This is a genomic window from Cupriavidus nantongensis (genome assembly GCF_001598055.1).
GTDB lineage: Bacteria > Pseudomonadota > Gammaproteobacteria > Burkholderiales > Burkholderiaceae > Cupriavidus > Cupriavidus nantongensis.
Genome location: NZ_CP014844.1, coordinates 2,047,318 through 2,063,238, shown reverse-complemented (window position 1 = coordinate 2,063,238; position 15,921 = coordinate 2,047,318). Strand labels below are relative to the sequence as shown.

The 15,921-nt window shown below is 59.5% G+C and carries 23 protein-coding genes; 8 read left to right on the top strand and 15 right to left on the bottom strand.

Annotated elements, in window-relative coordinates:
• The first annotated feature begins 10 nt into the window (after positions 1-10).
• From A2G96_RS09700 to A2G96_RS09665, 7 genes are all read left to right on the top strand, one after another.
• Positions 11-316 carry a hypothetical protein gene (locus A2G96_RS09700; RefSeq protein ID WP_062798744.1) on the top strand — a complete coding sequence of 102 codons (306 nt, stop codon included), beginning with the start codon at positions 11-13 and terminating at the stop codon, positions 314-316.
• 210 nt (positions 317-526) lie between these two features.
• Positions 527-739 carry a hypothetical protein gene (locus A2G96_RS09695; protein ID WP_062798743.1) on the top strand — a complete coding sequence of 71 codons (213 nt, stop codon included), beginning with the start codon at positions 527-529 and terminating at the stop codon, positions 737-739.
• 895 nt (positions 740-1,634) lie between these two features.
• The gene (istA, locus tag A2G96_RS09690; protein WP_062797539.1) at positions 1,635-3,137 is read left to right on the top strand and encodes an IS21 family transposase; all 1,503 of its coding nucleotides are present in this window, start codon (positions 1,635-1,637) and stop codon (positions 3,135-3,137) included.
• Positions 3,124-3,891 carry an IS21-like element helper ATPase IstB gene (istB, locus tag A2G96_RS09685; protein ID WP_062797542.1) on the top strand — a complete coding sequence of 256 codons (768 nt, stop codon included), beginning with the start codon at positions 3,124-3,126 and terminating at the stop codon, positions 3,889-3,891. The genes istA and istB overlap by 14 nt, the downstream gene beginning before the upstream one ends.
• Positions 3,888-4,094, top strand: coding sequence for a hypothetical protein (locus A2G96_RS09680; protein ID WP_062797544.1), 207 nt, complete (start codon positions 3,888-3,890; stop codon positions 4,092-4,094). Before istB ends, A2G96_RS09680 begins: the two co-directional genes overlap by 4 nt.
• 134 nt (positions 4,095-4,228) lie before the next feature.
• Positions 4,229-4,687 carry a hypothetical protein gene (locus A2G96_RS09675; protein ID WP_062798742.1) on the top strand — a complete coding sequence of 153 codons (459 nt, stop codon included), beginning with the start codon at positions 4,229-4,231 and terminating at the stop codon, positions 4,685-4,687.
• 728 nt (positions 4,688-5,415) lie between these two features.
• The gene (locus A2G96_RS09665) at positions 5,416-6,048 is read left to right on the top strand and encodes a hypothetical protein (RefSeq protein ID WP_062798730.1); all 633 of its coding nucleotides are present in this window, start codon (positions 5,416-5,418) and stop codon (positions 6,046-6,048) included.
• An 863-nt stretch (positions 6,049-6,911) separates the two neighbouring features.
• Here the strand turns inward: A2G96_RS09665 and A2G96_RS32350 are convergent.
• From A2G96_RS32350 to A2G96_RS09615, 12 genes are all read right to left on the bottom strand, one after another.
• Positions 6,912-7,334, bottom strand: a complete 423-nt coding sequence (locus A2G96_RS32350) for a helix-turn-helix transcriptional regulator (protein WP_082818890.1) — start codon at positions 7,332-7,334, stop codon at positions 6,912-6,914.
• 161 nt (positions 7,335-7,495) lie between these two features.
• Positions 7,496-7,753: a hypothetical protein gene (locus A2G96_RS09660; protein WP_062802120.1), complete on the bottom strand. Its 258-nt coding sequence runs from the start codon at positions 7,751-7,753 to the stop codon at positions 7,496-7,498.
• A gap of 70 nt (positions 7,754-7,823) precedes the next feature.
• Positions 7,824-8,105 carry a hypothetical protein gene (locus tag A2G96_RS33155; protein ID WP_150124091.1) on the bottom strand — a complete coding sequence of 94 codons (282 nt, stop codon included), beginning with the start codon at positions 8,103-8,105 and terminating at the stop codon, positions 7,824-7,826.
• Positions 8,106-8,133: 28 nt separating this feature from the next.
• Entirely contained in the window at positions 8,134-8,571 is a 438-nt protein-coding gene (locus A2G96_RS09655) for a DUF7673 family protein (protein ID WP_062798728.1), read from the bottom strand.
• Between the two features lie 144 nt (positions 8,572-8,715).
• The gene (locus A2G96_RS09650) at positions 8,716-9,201 is read right to left on the bottom strand and encodes a 1-acyl-sn-glycerol-3-phosphate acyltransferase (protein ID WP_167354355.1); all 486 of its coding nucleotides are present in this window, start codon (positions 9,199-9,201) and stop codon (positions 8,716-8,718) included.
• A 124-nt stretch (positions 9,202-9,325) separates the two neighbouring features.
• Entirely contained in the window at positions 9,326-9,727 is a 402-nt protein-coding gene (locus A2G96_RS33150; protein ID WP_150124090.1) for a hypothetical protein, read from the bottom strand.
• A 33-nt stretch (positions 9,728-9,760) separates the two neighbouring features.
• Positions 9,761-10,045: a hypothetical protein gene (locus A2G96_RS09645; protein ID WP_062798724.1), complete on the bottom strand. Its 285-nt coding sequence runs from the start codon at positions 10,043-10,045 to the stop codon at positions 9,761-9,763.
• A 35-nt stretch (positions 10,046-10,080) separates the two neighbouring features.
• Positions 10,081-10,566 (bottom strand): hypothetical protein, encoded by a 486-nt coding sequence (locus A2G96_RS09640; RefSeq protein WP_062798722.1) that lies wholly within the window; start codon positions 10,564-10,566, stop codon positions 10,081-10,083.
• 17 nt (positions 10,567-10,583) lie between these two features.
• Positions 10,584-10,781 carry a hypothetical protein gene (locus tag A2G96_RS09635; RefSeq protein WP_062798720.1) on the bottom strand — a complete coding sequence of 66 codons (198 nt, stop codon included), beginning with the start codon at positions 10,779-10,781 and terminating at the stop codon, positions 10,584-10,586.
• 14 nt (positions 10,782-10,795) lie between these two features.
• Positions 10,796-11,623: a hypothetical protein gene (locus tag A2G96_RS33145; protein WP_150124089.1), complete on the bottom strand. Its 828-nt coding sequence runs from the start codon at positions 11,621-11,623 to the stop codon at positions 10,796-10,798.
• 9 nt (positions 11,624-11,632) lie between these two features.
• Positions 11,633-12,070, bottom strand: coding sequence for a hypothetical protein (locus A2G96_RS09620; RefSeq protein ID WP_062798714.1), 438 nt, complete (start codon positions 12,068-12,070; stop codon positions 11,633-11,635).
• Entirely contained in the window at positions 12,067-12,360 is a 294-nt protein-coding gene (locus A2G96_RS09615; protein WP_150124088.1) for a hypothetical protein, read from the bottom strand. Before A2G96_RS09615 ends, A2G96_RS09620 begins: the two co-directional genes overlap by 4 nt.
• Here A2G96_RS09615 and A2G96_RS33140 point away from each other — a divergent pair.
• Positions 12,359-12,646 carry a hypothetical protein gene (locus tag A2G96_RS33140; RefSeq protein ID WP_150124087.1) on the top strand — a complete coding sequence of 96 codons (288 nt, stop codon included), beginning with the start codon at positions 12,359-12,361 and terminating at the stop codon, positions 12,644-12,646. The genes A2G96_RS09615 and A2G96_RS33140 overlap by 2 nt on opposite strands.
• A 58-nt stretch (positions 12,647-12,704) precedes the next feature.
• Here the strand turns inward: A2G96_RS33140 and A2G96_RS09605 are convergent, their stop codons facing one another.
• The 3 genes from A2G96_RS09605 to A2G96_RS09595 form a co-directional block, all read right to left on the bottom strand.
• On the bottom strand, positions 12,705-12,995 hold the full coding sequence (locus tag A2G96_RS09605) for a hypothetical protein (protein WP_062798708.1): 291 nt from the start codon (positions 12,993-12,995) through the stop codon (positions 12,705-12,707).
• Between the two features lie 652 nt (positions 12,996-13,647).
• Positions 13,648-13,920 carry a hypothetical protein gene (locus A2G96_RS09600; RefSeq protein ID WP_231909641.1) on the bottom strand — a complete coding sequence of 91 codons (273 nt, stop codon included), beginning with the start codon at positions 13,918-13,920 and terminating at the stop codon, positions 13,648-13,650.
• Positions 13,921-14,012: 92 nt separating this feature from the next.
• Entirely contained in the window at positions 14,013-15,182 is a 1,170-nt protein-coding gene (locus A2G96_RS09595; RefSeq protein WP_062798706.1) for a hypothetical protein, read from the bottom strand.
• Positions 15,183-15,921: the final 739 nt, after the last annotated feature.

Below are 15,921 nucleotides of genomic sequence, written 5' to 3'. Positions count from 1 at the left end.
AAAGGTAAAGATGAATGTCCACCTATTGAACCAAATCTCGTTGGGCTGCGCGGTACTGAGTTTCGTTTTGAGCTTCGCTGCATTGGCCCGCGAGAAGTGGTATGTCCGTGCAGCGATGTGGCTTGCAATATTTGCGACAGCGAGTTGCGTTCTGGCTTCGAGCTACGCTACGTGGTGTGGCCTGACCTGCTTAGATGGTTCGTGGTTCGAAGACGGGGACAAGGCGAAGCGATATGTCACGATGGCTCTTCTTGTCATCACCTTTGGGGTGGTTTGGATGTTCGGCAAGCCGACGACCGAAGCAAGCCCGAGCTGAATTTGGCAAAGAAAAGCAGATGAACAAAGACCAGATGAGCTGCTGCGTCCGGGATTGAACCCCCGACTTCGATGCCAGTCGACGCACCCACCCGCTCCGGCCCGATGCGTGGAAACTTGGCTTGGTGTGAAAACGCCTCCAACAGGAAGAACCAGGCGCGCGAGCGCCCCGCACCGGCCCGGGCCGGGCTATCAAACGAGAGCAAAGGATATGGAAGACAGCGAGCAAATGGTCCGCATCACCGACGGCAAGCTGAACCACTTTATTCGCCGCAGTGACATCAGGGCAATCCGGGGCATGCCGGAAGGCGGCAGCGCACTCTATGTCCGGCAAGCTCCAGGCGGCTTGCCTGATACGCCGTTCCTGGTGTTGAAAGACGATCCCCTCTATTTGGCGAAGCAACTTGGCCTGTGGTCATTCTGACGCACCGGCCCAGGTCCACGGCAACGCGGTAGAAAACGCCCCTTGGGGCATGACTGGCGCCCCAGGCGCCCCGCACCGGCCGGGTGTGAATGGCTGTCTAAAACCGGCACTAAACGGCGGCGCGGCTTAAAGATGCGGAGCAACTCCTGCATTGCAGGATTGTCTCGAGGTCTTCTGATTCGATATTGAAGGTGGCCACCGGGCGCGTCGGAGCGAGCCCGTAGGGCGAGTGCAGACGCGCCCGGTGATGGGCATTCCGCAAGGTGGTGACGTCGCAGTGGGGATGCGGTAAAAAGGTTGGCTTTACCGCCGAAAAGAAACAGGCACGACACCGGTCCAAACCGCCAAGTTCATCCCGATGTCGTGCCCCACTCGTGCCAAGGGCGCGCGTGCCGAGCCAGTATGGCACGGCTCGTCCATCCCGTCGAGGCCGTTTCGGCATGACTGGGGGATCGCCGATGCCGGCCACGGGCCGCCTCTTTGTGTGCGCCCATTGCCGGGCGCAGGTCGTTGTTTGCCGCCGCTGCGACCGCGGTCAGATCTACTGCAATGGCGGCTGCTCGCAAGCAGCGCGTCGCGCCAGCCTGCGCGAGGCCGCTCAGCGCTATCAACGCAGCCGCCGCGGCCGCTTGGCGCACGCGGAGCGGATGCGCCGCTACCGCTGTCGCCAAAAGAAAGTGACGCATCAGGGTTCCGCCGCGCAGGCCGCCGATGCTCTACTGCCGCTGACCTTGACGACGCCGGCCAGAGCACCGGCGCCCGCTGGCGCCTCAACACCGGTGCCTGAGCATTGCCACTTCTGCCGTTGCACATATTCGGGCTTTGTCCGCCTCGGACCACTGCGTCGTCGGGTCTTCCGTGATGTTCGTACGACTGACCGCACAGGACACGACCCATGACCATTGGAGTAGAACTTGAAGCCCAGATCCTGCGTTACTACCACGTCGAGAAATGGCGCGCCGGCACCATCGCGCGCCAGTTGCATGTGCACCGCGACACCGTCCAGCGTGTGCTGGCGCAGGCCGGCCTGCCCAGGATTGGCAGCGTGCAGCGGCCGTCGCAGATCGACGCCTACCTGCCATTCATCCATGAGACGTTGAAGAAGTTCCCGTCGCTCACGGCCAGCCGCCTGTATGCGATGGTGACCGAACGCGGCTACCGCGGGAGCCAGCACCACTTCCGGCACATGATCGCGCTGCACCGGCCGCGCCCACAGCCGGAAGCCTATCTGCGTCTGCGTACCTTGCCGGGCGAACAAGGGCAAGTCGATTGGGGTCACTTCGGCCATCTGCAGATCGGCCGCGCACGCCGGCCGCTGATGGCCTTCGTGATGGTGCTGTCATGGTCGCGGCAGATCTATCTGCGCTTCTACCTTGATGCACGCATGGACAGCTTCCTGGCCGGCCATGCCGGTGCCTTCGAAGCCTGGTCCGGCCTTCCCAGGGTCCTGCTCTACGACAACCTGAAGAGTGCCGTGCTGGAACGCCAGGGCGATGCGATCCGTTTCCATCCGACACTGCTCGCGTTCGCGGCGCATCACCGCTACGAGCCCCGGCCGGTTGCCGTCGCCCGTGGCAACGAGAAGGGGCGCGTCGAGCGCGCCATCCGCTATGTACGCGAGAGCTTCTTCGCCGGACGCACCGTGACCGACCTCGATGAGCTCAACGCCCAAGCCGCCCATTGGTGTGCGGGACTTGCGGCCGATCGTCCCTGCCGGGAAGAACCGACGATCAGCGTACGCGAGGCGTTCTCCCGCGAGCAGCCCAGCCTGCTCGCCTTGCCGGAGAATCCCTATCCATGCGAACTGCAACTGGCTGTCAAGGTCGGCAAGACACCGTATGTGCGCTTCGATCTGAATGACTACACGATCCCGCATACGCATGTGCGACGCACGCTCACGGTGCGGGCCAGTCCCCGGCAGGTACGCATCCTCGATGGCACGGAACTGCTCGCCACTCATGAGCGCAGTTACGATCGCGGCGCGCAGATAGAGATTGCCGCGCACATCAATGCCTTGGTCGAACGCAAACGCGAAGCCCGCCACCATCGCGGACTTGACCATCTGGCTCGGGCGGCGCCGGCCAGCCAGGCGCTGCTGCAGCGCGCAGCGGAACGGGGCGGCAATCTGGGCAACATCACCACCCACCTGCTGCGGCTGCTCGACCGCTATGGCGCCGCTGAATTGCAAGCGGCGATCGAGGAAATCCTCGCCAGCGATGCGGCGCCTCACCAGAATCCGGTGCGCCTGGCGCTGGAGCGCCGGCGCGAGGCGCGCCAGGCACCGCCGCCCGTGGGTATCCATCTACCTGAACACGTCCGGCACAAGGACAAGCTGGTGATACCCCACCGCCTCGACATCTACGATCAGCTCACGGGAGATGCCAATGAACACGCCTGAGAACCTGCAAAGCCGTGCGAACGCCTTGCGCCTGCATGGGCTACTGGCACACTGGCCGGAGGTCGCCGACGCCGGCTGGGTGGCGCCGCTGCTGCAATGGGAAGAAGAGGAGCGCTCGCGCCGCTCGCTGGAGCGACGCATCCGGGATGCCCGACTGGGCAACTTCAAGCCCTTGTGCGACTTCGACTGGGCCTGGCCGACGCGCTGCGACCGGGCCGCCGTCGAAGAATTGATGTCGCTGGAGTTCGTCAAGGACTCGGCCAACGTCGTGCTGATCGGCCCGAACGGCGTCGGCAAATCGACCCTGGCGCTGAATCTGGCCTATCAGGCGCTCGTCCAAGGGCACACAGCGCTGTTCACCACCGCCGGCCAGATGCTCGGCGAGCTGGCCGCCCTCGACAGCGATTCGGCCTTGCGTCGACGCCTGCACCGCTATGCCTCGCCGGACGTTCTGGTCATCGACGAGGTCGGCTACCTGTCGTACTCGAACCGACATGCCGATCTGCTGTTCGAGCTCATCAGTCGCCGATATGGCGCCACCAGTACGGTGGTTACAACAAACAGACCATTCGCCGAATGGTCGGAGGTGTTCCCGAACGCCGCCTGCGTCGTCTCGCTGGTTGACCGACTGGTGCATCGTGCCGAAGTCATCGCGATCGAGGGCGAGTCGTATCGCGTCAAGGAAGCGCGTGAGCGGGCCGATCAGCGAGCAAAGAAACGCAGCGTGGCCCGGGCGGAGAAAAAGCCATCATGACGCATCTGCACCTGCCTTCAGGAATCACCAACGGGCTGGACTTCCTGATCCCAGACAACTGGTCCCCAGAACAGGCCCTCGCCGTCGTCGAACTCATCGACGATCTACGCGAGCGAATCTGCGCGCACTACCAGCTCGCACTGCATGACCTGCTGCGTGAGCAGCGCTCGCCCCCCGAGAAAAGCCTCGACGATCCGTTCTAGCCTGCACCATCCAACCCAAACAGCAAGGGGCCGCATGCGGCCCCTTGCTGTTGACCTTCTGACCCAACCATACGCCGCCATTTACTGTCGCTTTTACACCGCCGTCAACACCGGGCGCCGGACGAGAGAAAGCAATGTCGTACCGCATTGTGGAAGCAACCCCCAAGAACATTTACCTTCAGGGCGATGCGAGAATTGTCCAGATTCCCAGGACAGAGTTTGGTGAGTTTGTCGTCCGGCCGGGAAGCGCCAATGATTTCCAGGTGGTGCTCAAGTCCGCCAAGGGCGAGTTTCCGATGGGCGCGGCTTTCGGTGTGCAACAGCAGGCCGAAGAGCATATTCCCGAGCTACAAAAGAAGCTCGCCACCATGAAGATTGCGGCGCAAGTGAAAGACATGCTGGCCAACGCGGACCCGGTGTGGGCGATGGCTTCGGCCGACTTGGCGCATGCCGTGATCGAGCGCGCTGCCGGCATGAGTCCGGATGAACTGCGGGCCTTTGTCGCCGGCACCACAACTGGCGCACGGTTTGCGACGGCTGGCGATAAGGAACTGCAAGCGACGGCGGCAGCGGTGGCCAGAGCATTGATCTGATCCCCGAAATTGCAGCATAGTTGCCGCCCGCGAGGCGGCTCATTAAGGAAAACGCTCCCTGAAATATGGAACACACGAGAGCAATCAACCATCTTGCCGTCTCCGTCTCGGGTCTTGCACTTACGGTCGCCTGCGCGGCGGCCGTCGTCTGTTTCAGCCTGTACCAACGCCCGCATACTGCGTCCGCTTACCCGGGAATCGCTGAAAGCAAGGCCCTCTACGTTGGCGTTGACGAGGCGGGGGAGCCAGCCCTGTGCGTCAGTGGTACGGCCTACAATTTTCCGAAGGCTGAGGACGAGGAATTGAGGTACAGGCCGCGACCGGCCAACCCTGATGGCTCGCTCAACCCTGTGCGCAGGTGCCAGTGAAGCCGTAAAACGAAAAACGCCCCTTGGGGCATAACTGGCGCGCCAGGCGCCCCGCACCGGCCGGCAGCCGTTCACAGACGACCGCAGAATGATAAGTTGGGTCAAGAATGAACTGAAGGCACAGGCCGGCAACGCGCATCCTATCGTCAAGATTTCCGCAGGCCTCGCGGGCGGGATCTTGGCAATGGGAATCTGCAAAATGATCGGCGTCTCGTCCGAGGTGGCACGCCCGGTGGCCGCCGGCGTTGCAGCCTTCTTCTGTGGCCTGGGACAAGGGTGCCAAGAGGAACCGTCCATGACACGGAAATCGGGCTGACTCAATCCGAAAAATCCAACCAAAAAGCTCTCGCGCAGGTTAGCATGCAGAACACTAATGTCTTCACTGTCGACATCCGCGATCCACGACTTGTGATCGGGGAGCAGCTTGCACTCTCACAACTCGTTAAAGCGGGGTTGCGTGAACCCGGGCCGTATCAATGTGGGCCCGGCACGCAAATCGACTCGGGGTTCGCCATGCAATACCAGTCGATGCATGCGCCGCACCCTCGTGAACCGCTACGGAAGTTACCGGGCTATCTGCCGGTCGCGCCCGGACCGGAAATTTTTCGCATTGAATCCCCGCTCAAGCAGGACCACTGGCGGCATCCCTTCATCATCAGATTGCTCGTCCGGTTGGTTGGTGACGCCTGGCCGGATGCACCGTTCTATCAGGCGTCGAACAATGCTGCCGTGTTCGGCGTCCCAGCGGAAGTCAGCGCCGCTCTGAAAGCACTTCAGTCCCGGGGCTATACCGACGCCATGAAGGCCTGGGTACACACCGAAGCAGAATGGGAGGAGATGGGCGTCACTCTAGCGGTACTAGACAAACTCGCTACAACTCCGGTCCCACGACAGGGGCCTCAGGGGCGTCTTACGTTTGCTCGCAAGCTGTACAACAAGCGGCCAGGCACTGACGAGCATATGCTAGAACTCAAAGTCAATCTGGTGCCCTAGATCATGCCGGGACACCGATCAATCGCGGCCGCCCTACTAGCATACGAACAGGCATGTGGCGAAGTGGGGAACGCGCGCATCCGATTGCTCGAAAGGCACCAGTCATGACCCCTCCATTCTTCTCTCTCGACGCGTGGAATATGGTGGCAAATTGGGTGACGCCGGCAGATGTTCCGCGCGTCTATGGATGGGTCTATCTCGATATGGTCGTGCATGAGTTAGGCCACTGCTCCATGTCCCTCGCGCTAGGGGGCCGGATGATCGGTGTGCGTTTTGGCAGCCCGGTTCTGATGTCCTTTCGAGGCAAACTGGTCCGCCGTGTGATGTTCGGTCTTACGCCGTACGGTGGGGCTAGTATCCAGGCAGATCGCCCTGCGTTGTCTCGCCCGGCGCAATGGCTTGTCACATTGGGGGGGCCGACAGCCAGCGCCGTGCTAGCGCTCATCGCTATCGGTGCGTATCACCTGAGTCCTTCCCCAACTACGTGGTTGATGTGCTATTTCTCAGCTATTTCAGTGTTGGGGGGATTCTTGTTCCCTTTGCCGGCCAACTCAGACGCCCGAAAGATCTGGCGGGGCATCCTCCAATTCATCCGTCGGACGTCATCTCACTGATATGACGAGCCTTGCTCGGAGCACTAGTATTCTGGTCCCATAAGAAACTTTATTAATGGTGCGAGGTCCCGAGGTCTGATGGTCACTGCTTTATGTGAGGAGCTGTAGGAAACCGGAATTAGCTGGACCACATGCGCGGTGGCTGGACTGGAAATCCGGAATTGAGTGGATTACTGTGCAGCGGGCGCGGCGTCCCCAGTGTTGTGCCCCTATACGGGTAGAGCCTATTGCTCTCCCTTGGGTAGGTCACTACTCTGCGTCGTCGTTCGATGTGCGACGTTTGACGCGCCCGGAACCATATGTCGGCTCTTCCATAAGAAGCTCATCGATCTTTACAAGTGACCGCAATGCCCGGATTTGGGCCGGATATAACCTGTCTATCTTTGCCCAAAGTTCATGACAAAGCAGGTATGTCTCGGTTGGAACATCCGCAGGGAGCACAAACCGCCGCCGGGACTTCTCTACTGCCTCCCGCATTTCGCAGTTGTCTCGATCCGTCAGAGCTAGTCCTCTCTGGAGTCTGTCGAGAAATTCATCGCTTGGTGGCTTCGCTCCCAGTTCGATAGCAGAGATGTAGGCCTGCTCGAAGCCGAGCACCTTGGCCAGCTCGTGTTGGCGCATCCCACTGCGCTGGCGCAGCGTACGCAGAAAATTGGCGAATGGACTGCTCATAGAGGGCTCATCCCGAGGGCACCGTGTACGACGCGAGTGTCAAGTGACTGGCATGCCGAGCCACAGAGGCCAGGAAGAATATGACGCGGTTTGAGGCCTAAGCCTGACTTACCCGTCCAACTTTACGGGGTCAGTTCAAGCTTGGGGCGTTTGCACTTCATTCAGACTCCGAACGTCGGTTTGCCAAACTTTTCGCGCAATTCTTCGATGAGCGCCGAATCGTCTGTTCGACGCGTCTCTTCTTCGGAGATGTCCGGCTTCGAAAAGGTTGATGCGACGTAGACACGACGGCGGACCGTCAACACCGCGTCCGAAGGAACGGCGACTTCCTCTACGCGACCGCTGTCATACCTGAAGCTGCCATCCACCCAACCGGCCGGCGTCAGGTGAACTTCCTCCCACTCGTTGCTCGCAGCCATAGACATCCCCCGTCAAAGCTTGAAGAGCGATAAGGCTATCGCCGCCGGTTCCCTGGCGTCAACCGGCGGTCTACCCCAATTTTGTGTGGATGGATGGGAAATAGATAAAGGGCTTCAATCCCTTTGCGCGGACTTCCTTTTTGATGCCAGTCGTTGCGCCCATGCCGTGCAAGTGCAGTTCGGTGGCCCCCAAGCCTATGGCGTGGTCGAGCGCACCACGACATGCCGCAATCTTTGTTGGAAAGATACCTTGCCGAAAGCGACTCGGCTCAGCCATGGCAGCAGCTTCATCCTCCTTTGGCACAAACCAATAGCCGGGAGCATCCTCGAACACGGTGAATTCAGCTTTCATAGCGATCTAGCCTATTGGTCGTTTTCGATCAAACGAGATTTGCTCGGGCTGCCTCCCTGGCAGCATCGCCGGGGGTGAGCCCAGCATTGAATTTTCCCTCGAACCAATCATATCGATCATCAGCGAGGTCGCGCGACAGACCGACGGTCCTCAACTCGCTTCGAACTTGGCGCAACCAAGCTTCGAATTCGTCCGCGCGCTGCGCAGCCGCAGCCTCCTCTTCAAGCCTCGCGCGACACTCTTCCGCGAGCGCCATGAACGTTGCGTCGTTCTCCCCGTTCTGTCGATACGACGACAGCATTTCCAGCACGGCTTTTGCGTGACTGTCGTCAAGATTGGTGAGTTGGGAGAGGCCAACTGGATATGCGTTGCCGTTCCACATGGCCAGCACAAGTCTGCGCAACCAGGCAGCAGTGCTGTAGTGGCCAAGAACCTTGTCTCGATGGGCGACAAAGGGGCTGGTCATAGTCTTCCTTCCTTCATGTTTGCGTTGGACTCGAAGAATCCGCAAGGTATGCATGGCACTTCGTCGCTGCGGACATAGCGAAGTTGCTATTCTATGGCCTCCCGGCCCGCGCATTACACCACGTCGACGGATCGGGCAGGGCCGCTAGAACTGGATCTCGATGCGCGGCCAAAGCTTGTCCCCGGACTTCGCGAAGAAGCGGCTTCTTTCGGCTCCCAGAATCCTGATCCGAACAACCTTTGCGCCGGATCGCCTAACCAGCCATGTCACGCCAGGTTGCTCCGCACATGGGTGACCGGTCTCGCTGATTTGTCCTTCGGGAAACAGCATCACCGACTCACCACGGTCCAGTGCTTTTGAAAGGGACCGGATACCGAAAGGAGAGTTGCCGTCGATTGGGACAACGGCGCCAAAGCCGAGCCAGGACAACACTGCCATGCCCCGACTGGCGACCTTGGAGCGTCGAGAAAAATCGGTGTCAACGCCGAAGGTCAAAGGTACTGGGCTCGCCAGGGCAACGATCACGCCATCGAGCAAACTGACATGGTTCGAGCAAACGATGACCCGTTCTTGCCGCAGAAGCTCAATGGTCGCGGCGCAGTAGGTCGTGCGGACGCGCAGCAGGCGCAAGGCCACACTGCGAAGGAACAGGCGGAGTTTAGGGCGCAACATGAATGATAGCGAATTGAACCCACAATGAATCAAATGATGCAGACGGGGCGACTTTTGCTGCAAAAACGCCCCATCCAATGAATCAATCGTCCAGGCTCTTGGAAACAGCCTCCCCGGTAATGGCGCCGGCTACAGAACCTCCAACCGCATACCCAGTCAACGCGCTGCCGGTGGCGTCAGCGACCACAACGGACGTGGCGAAATCTTCGCCCGACGTATTTTGCTCGGGGTCGTCCCGGTACTGCTGCTGACTCGACGGCGCAGGAGTCTTCTGTTGCGGGTAGGGCGTGTACGCCGAACCCGAGGCCTGACCAGGTGCGCGGTCAAGGATCTCTCCGCGTCGCAACGAAGCGCCGGCAGACAATTCCTCTTCGCGAAGGCGATTCAGATACCGTTTGGCCTCGTCCTTGCTAACAGCCGACGAGTTGCCCGGAGGATCCGCCCGGCGCCAGCCAAAACGAAATCGGTTTAAGAATTTCAGCATCGAGTCTCTCTGCTATCTGGAATGGCCAGCGGCTTATCGCCCAAGTCCAGCGGCCACATCCTCATAGAGGAACGCCCGATAGAGAGCGCGCAAATAGAAGTAGATCGCGATCCAGGAGCCGAGAATAGTGACAAGCCACATAGTGCCGATCACCACGTCTCGCAACGCCATGATGGCTACGCCGGGTTGTCCACGGAATCTGGCGATGGCGTACACCACCACGTGGTGCACCAGAACCACGGCGACAAGAGTCGCAAGGTACGACCCGAAACTGCTGAATCCAAGCTGCTCCACCAACGGAACTTCATACGACATCATTTTTCTTCTCCCAAAACAAAAAAGGGTGACCCTTGTTAAATTGCAAATCCGAAGTCTTTCGCAAGCAGCTCGAAAAACTTGCGTGCTTCGTGCGGCGCCAGTGAAAGCACCGCAGCTTCCTGGTACCCGTTATAGGTGAGGCGGTAGACTCGCTCCCCCTCAAACAGCTCATCGCCGTCGCGCACCTGCGCAGACGTAATGCCGAAGTTCTTGCGACGATGCTCGCGCATCGTGCGCATCTGTTCGTCGTCATCATCGGGGGGCGCCACGCTGCGCGCAGGACCCAACGCACCCACAGCAATCAGCTCTTCACGGATCGCGGAGATGATGCGCGTCGCACGCGCTGCACTGATTTGCTTCCTATCAGCCCACGTCTCAAGGTGGATCAGGTTGCTGTTCGGGTAAGTGGTGACGCAGTACGTTTTGTCGTCGGTCTTACCAGGTGCGCCCGGAAAGTCAGCGCGCCACTTTGTGCTCGCGCTACTGTTTTCCAATTTTGTCAATTTGATCCGGCCGGTCATGTTCGTCTCATTTCTCGTTAGTCGGTAGGCGGATCGAATGAACGGGCTTCGATGCAAAGCTCGTGAGCCTGCTCCAGATACTTCTGCCTCATCTCGTATCCATCACGGTCGCGGTCGTTGCCGTGCCGCGCCATAGCCTTGCCAATCAGATCCTGCAGTTCGGTGATGACTTGCAGCAGTTCACGCCGGGTCGGCTTCTTGGCGATTGCGAGCATGCGAGATCCGTGGACTAGGCGTTGCCTTTAGCCTGCTTGTCAACGAGGGCTTGGACTGCTGCGAACAAATCATCAGCGTTGCCACCGAGGTCCTCAAAGTCATCCAACAGAGCCGCAAAGTCATCGCGCTGATATTGCTTCTCTCTTGCGTTCTCTCGTTGCTGCTCCAACGCGTCCAAATCAATCGCGTTCATGCCATGCGCGCGTTCCAGCCAAGCTTCAGCTCGGTCGCGCTCATCGCTGCCGTTACTGCCATAGCCGTCAGCGCGGGGGCGCACTACAAAGTTATGGATGCCTGCAAGGTCGCCCGCGAAGCTACGCAACACCTCCTCTGGTGACATCTGGACACGATTGCACTCACGTACAAACTCAGGAGGGACGCGAAGCGTGACTTCAATCGTCTCATCCGCCACGAACTGTCCGCCCTCGCCTGGAATGAGCCCTACGGGCGCACGGAATCCATTCGGATTGGTATCACAGATCCAACCGACGATATTGGCTCTTCTGCCGCCGACAGTGGCACAAGCCGCGTCGTTAGAATCCAACTCCGGGACGCGCTGCAAACTCTGGTCCACGTACGGACGAAAATGGCATGCGCCGACAGGCAACTCGCGGCCGACTCGCGATGCGGGCACGATATAGCCAACCTTGCCCACGTCGCGCCGGCTCCATTCCTCGTTGAATGGACTACCGCCAACCAGCTCGTGCGTATTGCCGGCATGCTCGATAGTCATACGTACAAGGCCATCTTCCGCTGGATGAACGGCGATCAGACGGACGTTGTGGACAGTTGTTTGGTTGGCACCTGATTGCGTGGCCCACGCGAAGACATCGAAGCTCACAAGGTTCTCCTAGTGTTTTGCAATCTGGGATTCTTTATTCAGCCCAGCGCGGTAGATCAACCATACGATCACGGAATAGGCCAAGACTGCGGGCCCGAGCCAATAGTTCTCGGCCATCAGACCACGCCGAACGGTCCCGTTGGCGATTGGATAGCCAACGGCCCACAGCCCCCAGGTCAGAACCAAGTTGAAGGCTGTTCCACCCAAAACTGCAAACAGATAGCGATTTGCACGCGTCGAGAATGCGGTGCCTGGGTCCGTTGTGGCGAGAAGTAGGAACGTGACTCCGGTGCCGGCAGCCAAGCAGGCGAGTGCGTGAATTCCGCCGACGATGGCGCCGCCATTCCAGTACGGGGCAATCACGAACAGCCCGGCCGCCTCAGCCATGAAGAGTCCGAACAGGATGTACCAGATTCTCTTGGCAACTTGTCTTGAAGGGAATTTCACTTGGCGCTCTCCATACCCTGCCCCATGGCGACAAATCGTCCAATTGCCTCGGGCAGCAGGTCAGGTGAGCCTAGGTCTTCACACTCACATTGCCGCCCCTCTGGGTCTTCGAGGGCGATGATTACCGGCATGCCGGGGTGTAGCTCGGCCGTATCCTGATCGTTGGTGATGGAGATTTGCCAGCCGTGCACGACTGGAAGAAACCAAGCCGAGAACCCGCCGCCAGTGCTCGCCTGCTTAAGGCCTTGGCCGCTCAGATAGGCATGAATCTGATCTGCCGTGGTGAACATGGTAATCATCCTGTCCAATCCTTCAGGCGCCAGTCCGCTTTTTCTGCCACAACCGCACGATGGGTGCTGTAGTCCCGATTACACCGAGGAAAATGCCCGCACCACCCAGCGCGACCAAGGGCGATATATCGTGCGGATAGGGGCCGTTGGCGACACCGCCTACTGTGCACACAGCGGACAGCACAAATCCACCAGCGCAGAGCGTTGGCTCAAGCCACCCATTGCGGCGGCCAAGCATGGAATTGAAAAAGATCGCCAGCAAACCGACCACGAGCGCGAGGACTGAGATGCCAAAACTGACAGGGTTCAAGAGTAGGGACATTGCGTTTTCGTAGTTTGCGAACTCAACCCTTCTTGTATCCACTGGACCACGGCGCACTCAGGGAGCCGTCATCGTTGATGCTGTATGACGCCGGCAGACCATTCGGGAACTGGAAGCTCACCTTCTTATCGGCAATGGTGTAGGTGGTCTCAACCTCCTTGCCGAGCAGTGTTTTAGTCCTGACCTTGCCGTCGCTGGAAAAGACCAGAAAGCTCTTGCCGTCGTTGGCCCGGTAGTTGCCGTTGAGCGACGAAGGGGCGTTGCCGCAAGCAGCCAGAGTAAGCGCGAGAACCAGGATGCTGATGAATTTCATGGTGACTTCTCCTGAGGAGCCGACTGCCCGATGCAATCGATACGCTTTCATATTATACGCACATGTGCGTATTAGCAACCTCTTTTTTCGGCTTCTACTGTGAGCATATTTACGGCCCAATCTGGCGCGTTTCTGGCACTGCTGACAGAGGGAGGAGATTCCCAAGCTTGCACGGTCCGCAGAGTGCAAGGCCGCATGGTCTTGGCCGCTAGAAACTTCGCAACGTCGGTTTGAGTCATGCCCAGGCGTGTGCGAAGGTCTTTGATCTTCTCGTTGTTGGGCAAAGCGGAATCTTCTGCGTGCTGAACAGATTGTGCGGGTTGCGCGTCTCTCTCTGTTTGCCTCCTAATGTATTGGTGTAATCCACCGAGGGAAATCTCTACCCCGGCTTGTTTGAGATAGTCAATGACCTGAAGGAGCGAGTAACCGCCATTTCTGAGCTTCTTGATCGTGTCCCAGTGAGGCGCAAGCCTCGATGGGGCTTTGCCGCTCTTCGGCGTCTGTTGAGTCATAGCTGTCAATGTGTGAATACGGCGAGCGCAATGCCGTACGCTTCTCAAGAGGTATCAAGGGAGAGTGAGCCCATTACAAGCCTTGCAACTCTCAGTGTCCCGCCGATCGGTGGTCGGCGGCGTCTGGACGGTGCAACAGCTTACTCGTACAGCTCTCGATGCTTGCAAATCCAATCGGCTGGCAGTGAGGCGATTTGCTGTTCCGCCCAGCGTTTCACATGCTCTTCGGCCCAACGCGGCCGGCGCGGAGCATGCTTGTATGGCCCGAGCCTGACGCTCAGACGGTTCGCTACGTAGGAGGCCACGTACAGCACGCCTTGCACCCGAACAAGGGCCGTCCAGGCGCTGCCGTCAGCCTCTTGGATTTGCTTTTCAACCTGCATCGAAACCCCCAGCTCCGCAATCAGATTCATTCAACGCGTTGTACGTTACGCGCTGCCGTCATTGAATTATATGCGCACACGTGCGTATTGTGCGGAAATTGTGCGTAGGGGCGTGACGTCGCTTAGGACTGAGGCGAGAAAAGAGTTGGATCCATCCTGGTGAATGAAGCAGCGGTTCGGGTCGGCGTGATGGGAACCGTTTGACGCCACACCACACGGAACCGCTTCTCATCGGGAGTTTCAACTTTGATCACTCCCGCCTCGTCGCCATCCTCATCGAAGTATTCCAGGGATGCGCCGTAGAGACGCTGTTCGAGACTCAGCATGAGGCCAGGTATGGCAGGGTGCTCCAGTTCACCTGGTTCATAGACATGGGCAGGCACGTTGTCCCGACGCTTCAAAGGTGGTACGCCTTCCTGCAATGGGCTGGTGCGCTTCCTGGCCACGCCTTGCGTCGGTGCGCTTGCTACGCCCACCTGGCTGACTGCGACCGGAGCGCGCTCGGCAGGAGCCAGAGCCGTTTGCGAACGGACCGGTGGCTGCGCCTCACGACGGTCTGTTTTGGGGCGCTCAGAAGGCGCCGCAGGCCGTGCCTGAGGTGCCTGCTCGGTATCGAGCGTGAAGAAGCCTGCAGGCCCACTTTGCGATTGCTGAGAGGGTCCAGACAGCCCCAGAAGGCCAAATTCTCCTGATGGTGTATTGCCGTCGTCGTCCGAACCACCGTCGGCGTACTGAGGCGGCTGTGGCGCGGGTGCTGAGGGGCGGGATTTGGGGCGTTGAGTCGGCGCACCGGCAGGGGCCGGAATGACGCGGCGGCTGGGTTCTGCCTCCATGCTCCGGGAGGGCATAGCCGGAGGGGACAAGGCATCCATCCTCGCCAGAGCGGTTTGCTGCTGCTGCTGCATGAACGACTGCACCCGACCGGAAATGGCGGACAGGTCCATGCCAACCGTTTCACTGCGCACGGCCGCCATGACTGCAATTTGCTCGTTCATACGGGCCTGGCAGATGTCCATGCGTGCGGCCAACATCTCGCTGTAGTAGGTCCGAACCGTAGACGGCTGCAGGTGCAAGCCGCACTCGTTCAACAGCTTTGTGAGCTGCGCCCAAGAAAAGCCTTTGTTACGCAAGACGTAGAGGTTCGGCATCAGCTTCTCAAAGACCTGCCGCTGAGTCTGATCCTCAGGGACGAGCAGCAAGGCTGCTGTTCTGAGTGTCTCGTCGGCCGACGCAAAGTCAACCGCAGACACCCGGCGAAGCGCCCCCCGTCGCGCGATTGTCGCGTCACTCATCTGCGCTTTCCTTCGACATGTCGGCGTAATACGAACGCACTGTGTTTGCCTTGAGCGTGATTTGGCACTTGGCCAATAACTTGGCTATCTGTTCCCAGGAACAGCCTCGCTCTCGCAGCACCCGAAGAGACGGCATTAGGCGCTTGAAAGCCTGACGCCGGGTCATTTGGTCAGGCTCTATGGCCTGGCACATTGCGGCCATTTCAGTTTCGGCCAACGCAACATCTGCTGACGAGATCGTGACTAGCCGCCCTGACTTTCCTGCGCCGATGGCACTCATACCACGCTCGATTGTTAAGTATGTTGAGCGTCAATGTACATGAACCAATGTTCATTCTCAACAGGCCTCATCTCATTCCCTAGGCATACCGCCGCCGTCAGATCTACGAGGCGCGGTGCACCCGGCACAGGCCCGCTCAGTTTCAACCATCACTACGCCAAGGTTTCGCCAACAGCCTGCCAACGATCCCCGGCACGGCTCCTAGAACGGTAAAGGGCAGGATGCCAGTTGTGTGCCTCACGGCACGCAACTGATCCTGGTCCGCTAGGTCGCTTCGCGCCCGTCGCAGACACTCAGGGCTTCGCCCCGAGACCCCTTGCTGTTAAAACCACTGTTGGAGAGATGCCGGATTGAGTTGCCGCACGTACTACTAGTGCGCGGCGGCAGCAGCAGCGACAGCCAGCCCCTGAATCTGAGTTTGATGGGCCGGTGGCGAGGCGCACGGTGTTTGGCGCGTGG

What these genes read in the sequence shown, in the direction of transcription:
- A2G96_RS09700 (WP_062798744.1), top strand. Translation starts at nt 11, where the DNA reads ATGAATGTCCACCTATTGAACCAAATCTCGTTGGGCTGCGCGGTACTG.
- A2G96_RS09695 (WP_062798743.1), top strand. Translation starts at nt 527, where the DNA reads ATGGAAGACAGCGAGCAAATGGTCCGCATCACCGACGGCAAGCTGAAC.
- istA (WP_062797539.1), top strand. Translation starts at nt 1,635, where the DNA reads ATGACCATTGGAGTAGAACTTGAAGCCCAGATCCTGCGTTACTACCAC.
- istB (WP_062797542.1), top strand. Translation starts at nt 3,124, where the DNA reads ATGAACACGCCTGAGAACCTGCAAAGCCGTGCGAACGCCTTGCGCCTG.
- A2G96_RS09680 (WP_062797544.1), top strand. Translation starts at nt 3,888, where the DNA reads ATGACGCATCTGCACCTGCCTTCAGGAATCACCAACGGGCTGGACTTC.
- A2G96_RS09675 (WP_062798742.1), top strand. Translation starts at nt 4,229, where the DNA reads ATGTCGTACCGCATTGTGGAAGCAACCCCCAAGAACATTTACCTTCAG.
- A2G96_RS09665 (WP_062798730.1), top strand. Translation starts at nt 5,416, where the DNA reads ATGCAGAACACTAATGTCTTCACTGTCGACATCCGCGATCCACGACTT.
- A2G96_RS32350 (WP_082818890.1), bottom strand. Translation starts at nt 7,334, where the DNA reads ATGAGCAGTCCATTCGCCAATTTTCTGCGTACGCTGCGCCAGCGCAGT.
- A2G96_RS09660 (WP_062802120.1), bottom strand. Translation starts at nt 7,753, where the DNA reads ATGGCTGCGAGCAACGAGTGGGAGGAAGTTCACCTGACGCCGGCCGGT.
- A2G96_RS33155 (WP_150124091.1), bottom strand. Translation starts at nt 8,105, where the DNA reads ATGAAAGCTGAATTCACCGTGTTCGAGGATGCTCCCGGCTATTGGTTT.
- A2G96_RS09655 (WP_062798728.1), bottom strand. Translation starts at nt 8,571, where the DNA reads ATGACCAGCCCCTTTGTCGCCCATCGAGACAAGGTTCTTGGCCACTAC.
- A2G96_RS33150 (WP_150124090.1), bottom strand. Translation starts at nt 9,727, where the DNA reads ATGCTGAAATTCTTAAACCGATTTCGTTTTGGCTGGCGCCGGGCGGAT.
- A2G96_RS09645 (WP_062798724.1), bottom strand. Translation starts at nt 10,045, where the DNA reads ATGATGTCGTATGAAGTTCCGTTGGTGGAGCAGCTTGGATTCAGCAGT.
- A2G96_RS09640 (WP_062798722.1), bottom strand. Translation starts at nt 10,566, where the DNA reads ATGACCGGCCGGATCAAATTGACAAAATTGGAAAACAGTAGCGCGAGC.
- A2G96_RS09635 (WP_062798720.1), bottom strand. Translation starts at nt 10,781, where the DNA reads ATGCTCGCAATCGCCAAGAAGCCGACCCGGCGTGAACTGCTGCAAGTC.
- A2G96_RS33140 (WP_150124087.1), top strand. Translation starts at nt 12,359, where the DNA reads ATGGTAATCATCCTGTCCAATCCTTCAGGCGCCAGTCCGCTTTTTCTG.
- A2G96_RS09615 (WP_150124088.1), bottom strand. Translation starts at nt 12,360, where the DNA reads ATGTTCACCACGGCAGATCAGATTCATGCCTATCTGAGCGGCCAAGGC.
- A2G96_RS09605 (WP_062798708.1), bottom strand. Translation starts at nt 12,995, where the DNA reads ATGAAATTCATCAGCATCCTGGTTCTCGCGCTTACTCTGGCTGCTTGC.
- A2G96_RS09600 (WP_231909641.1), bottom strand. Translation starts at nt 13,920, where the DNA reads ATGAATCTGATTGCGGAGCTGGGGGTTTCGATGCAGGTTGAAAAGCAA.
- A2G96_RS09595 (WP_062798706.1), bottom strand. Translation starts at nt 15,182, where the DNA reads ATGAGTGACGCGACAATCGCGCGACGGGGGGCGCTTCGCCGGGTGTCT.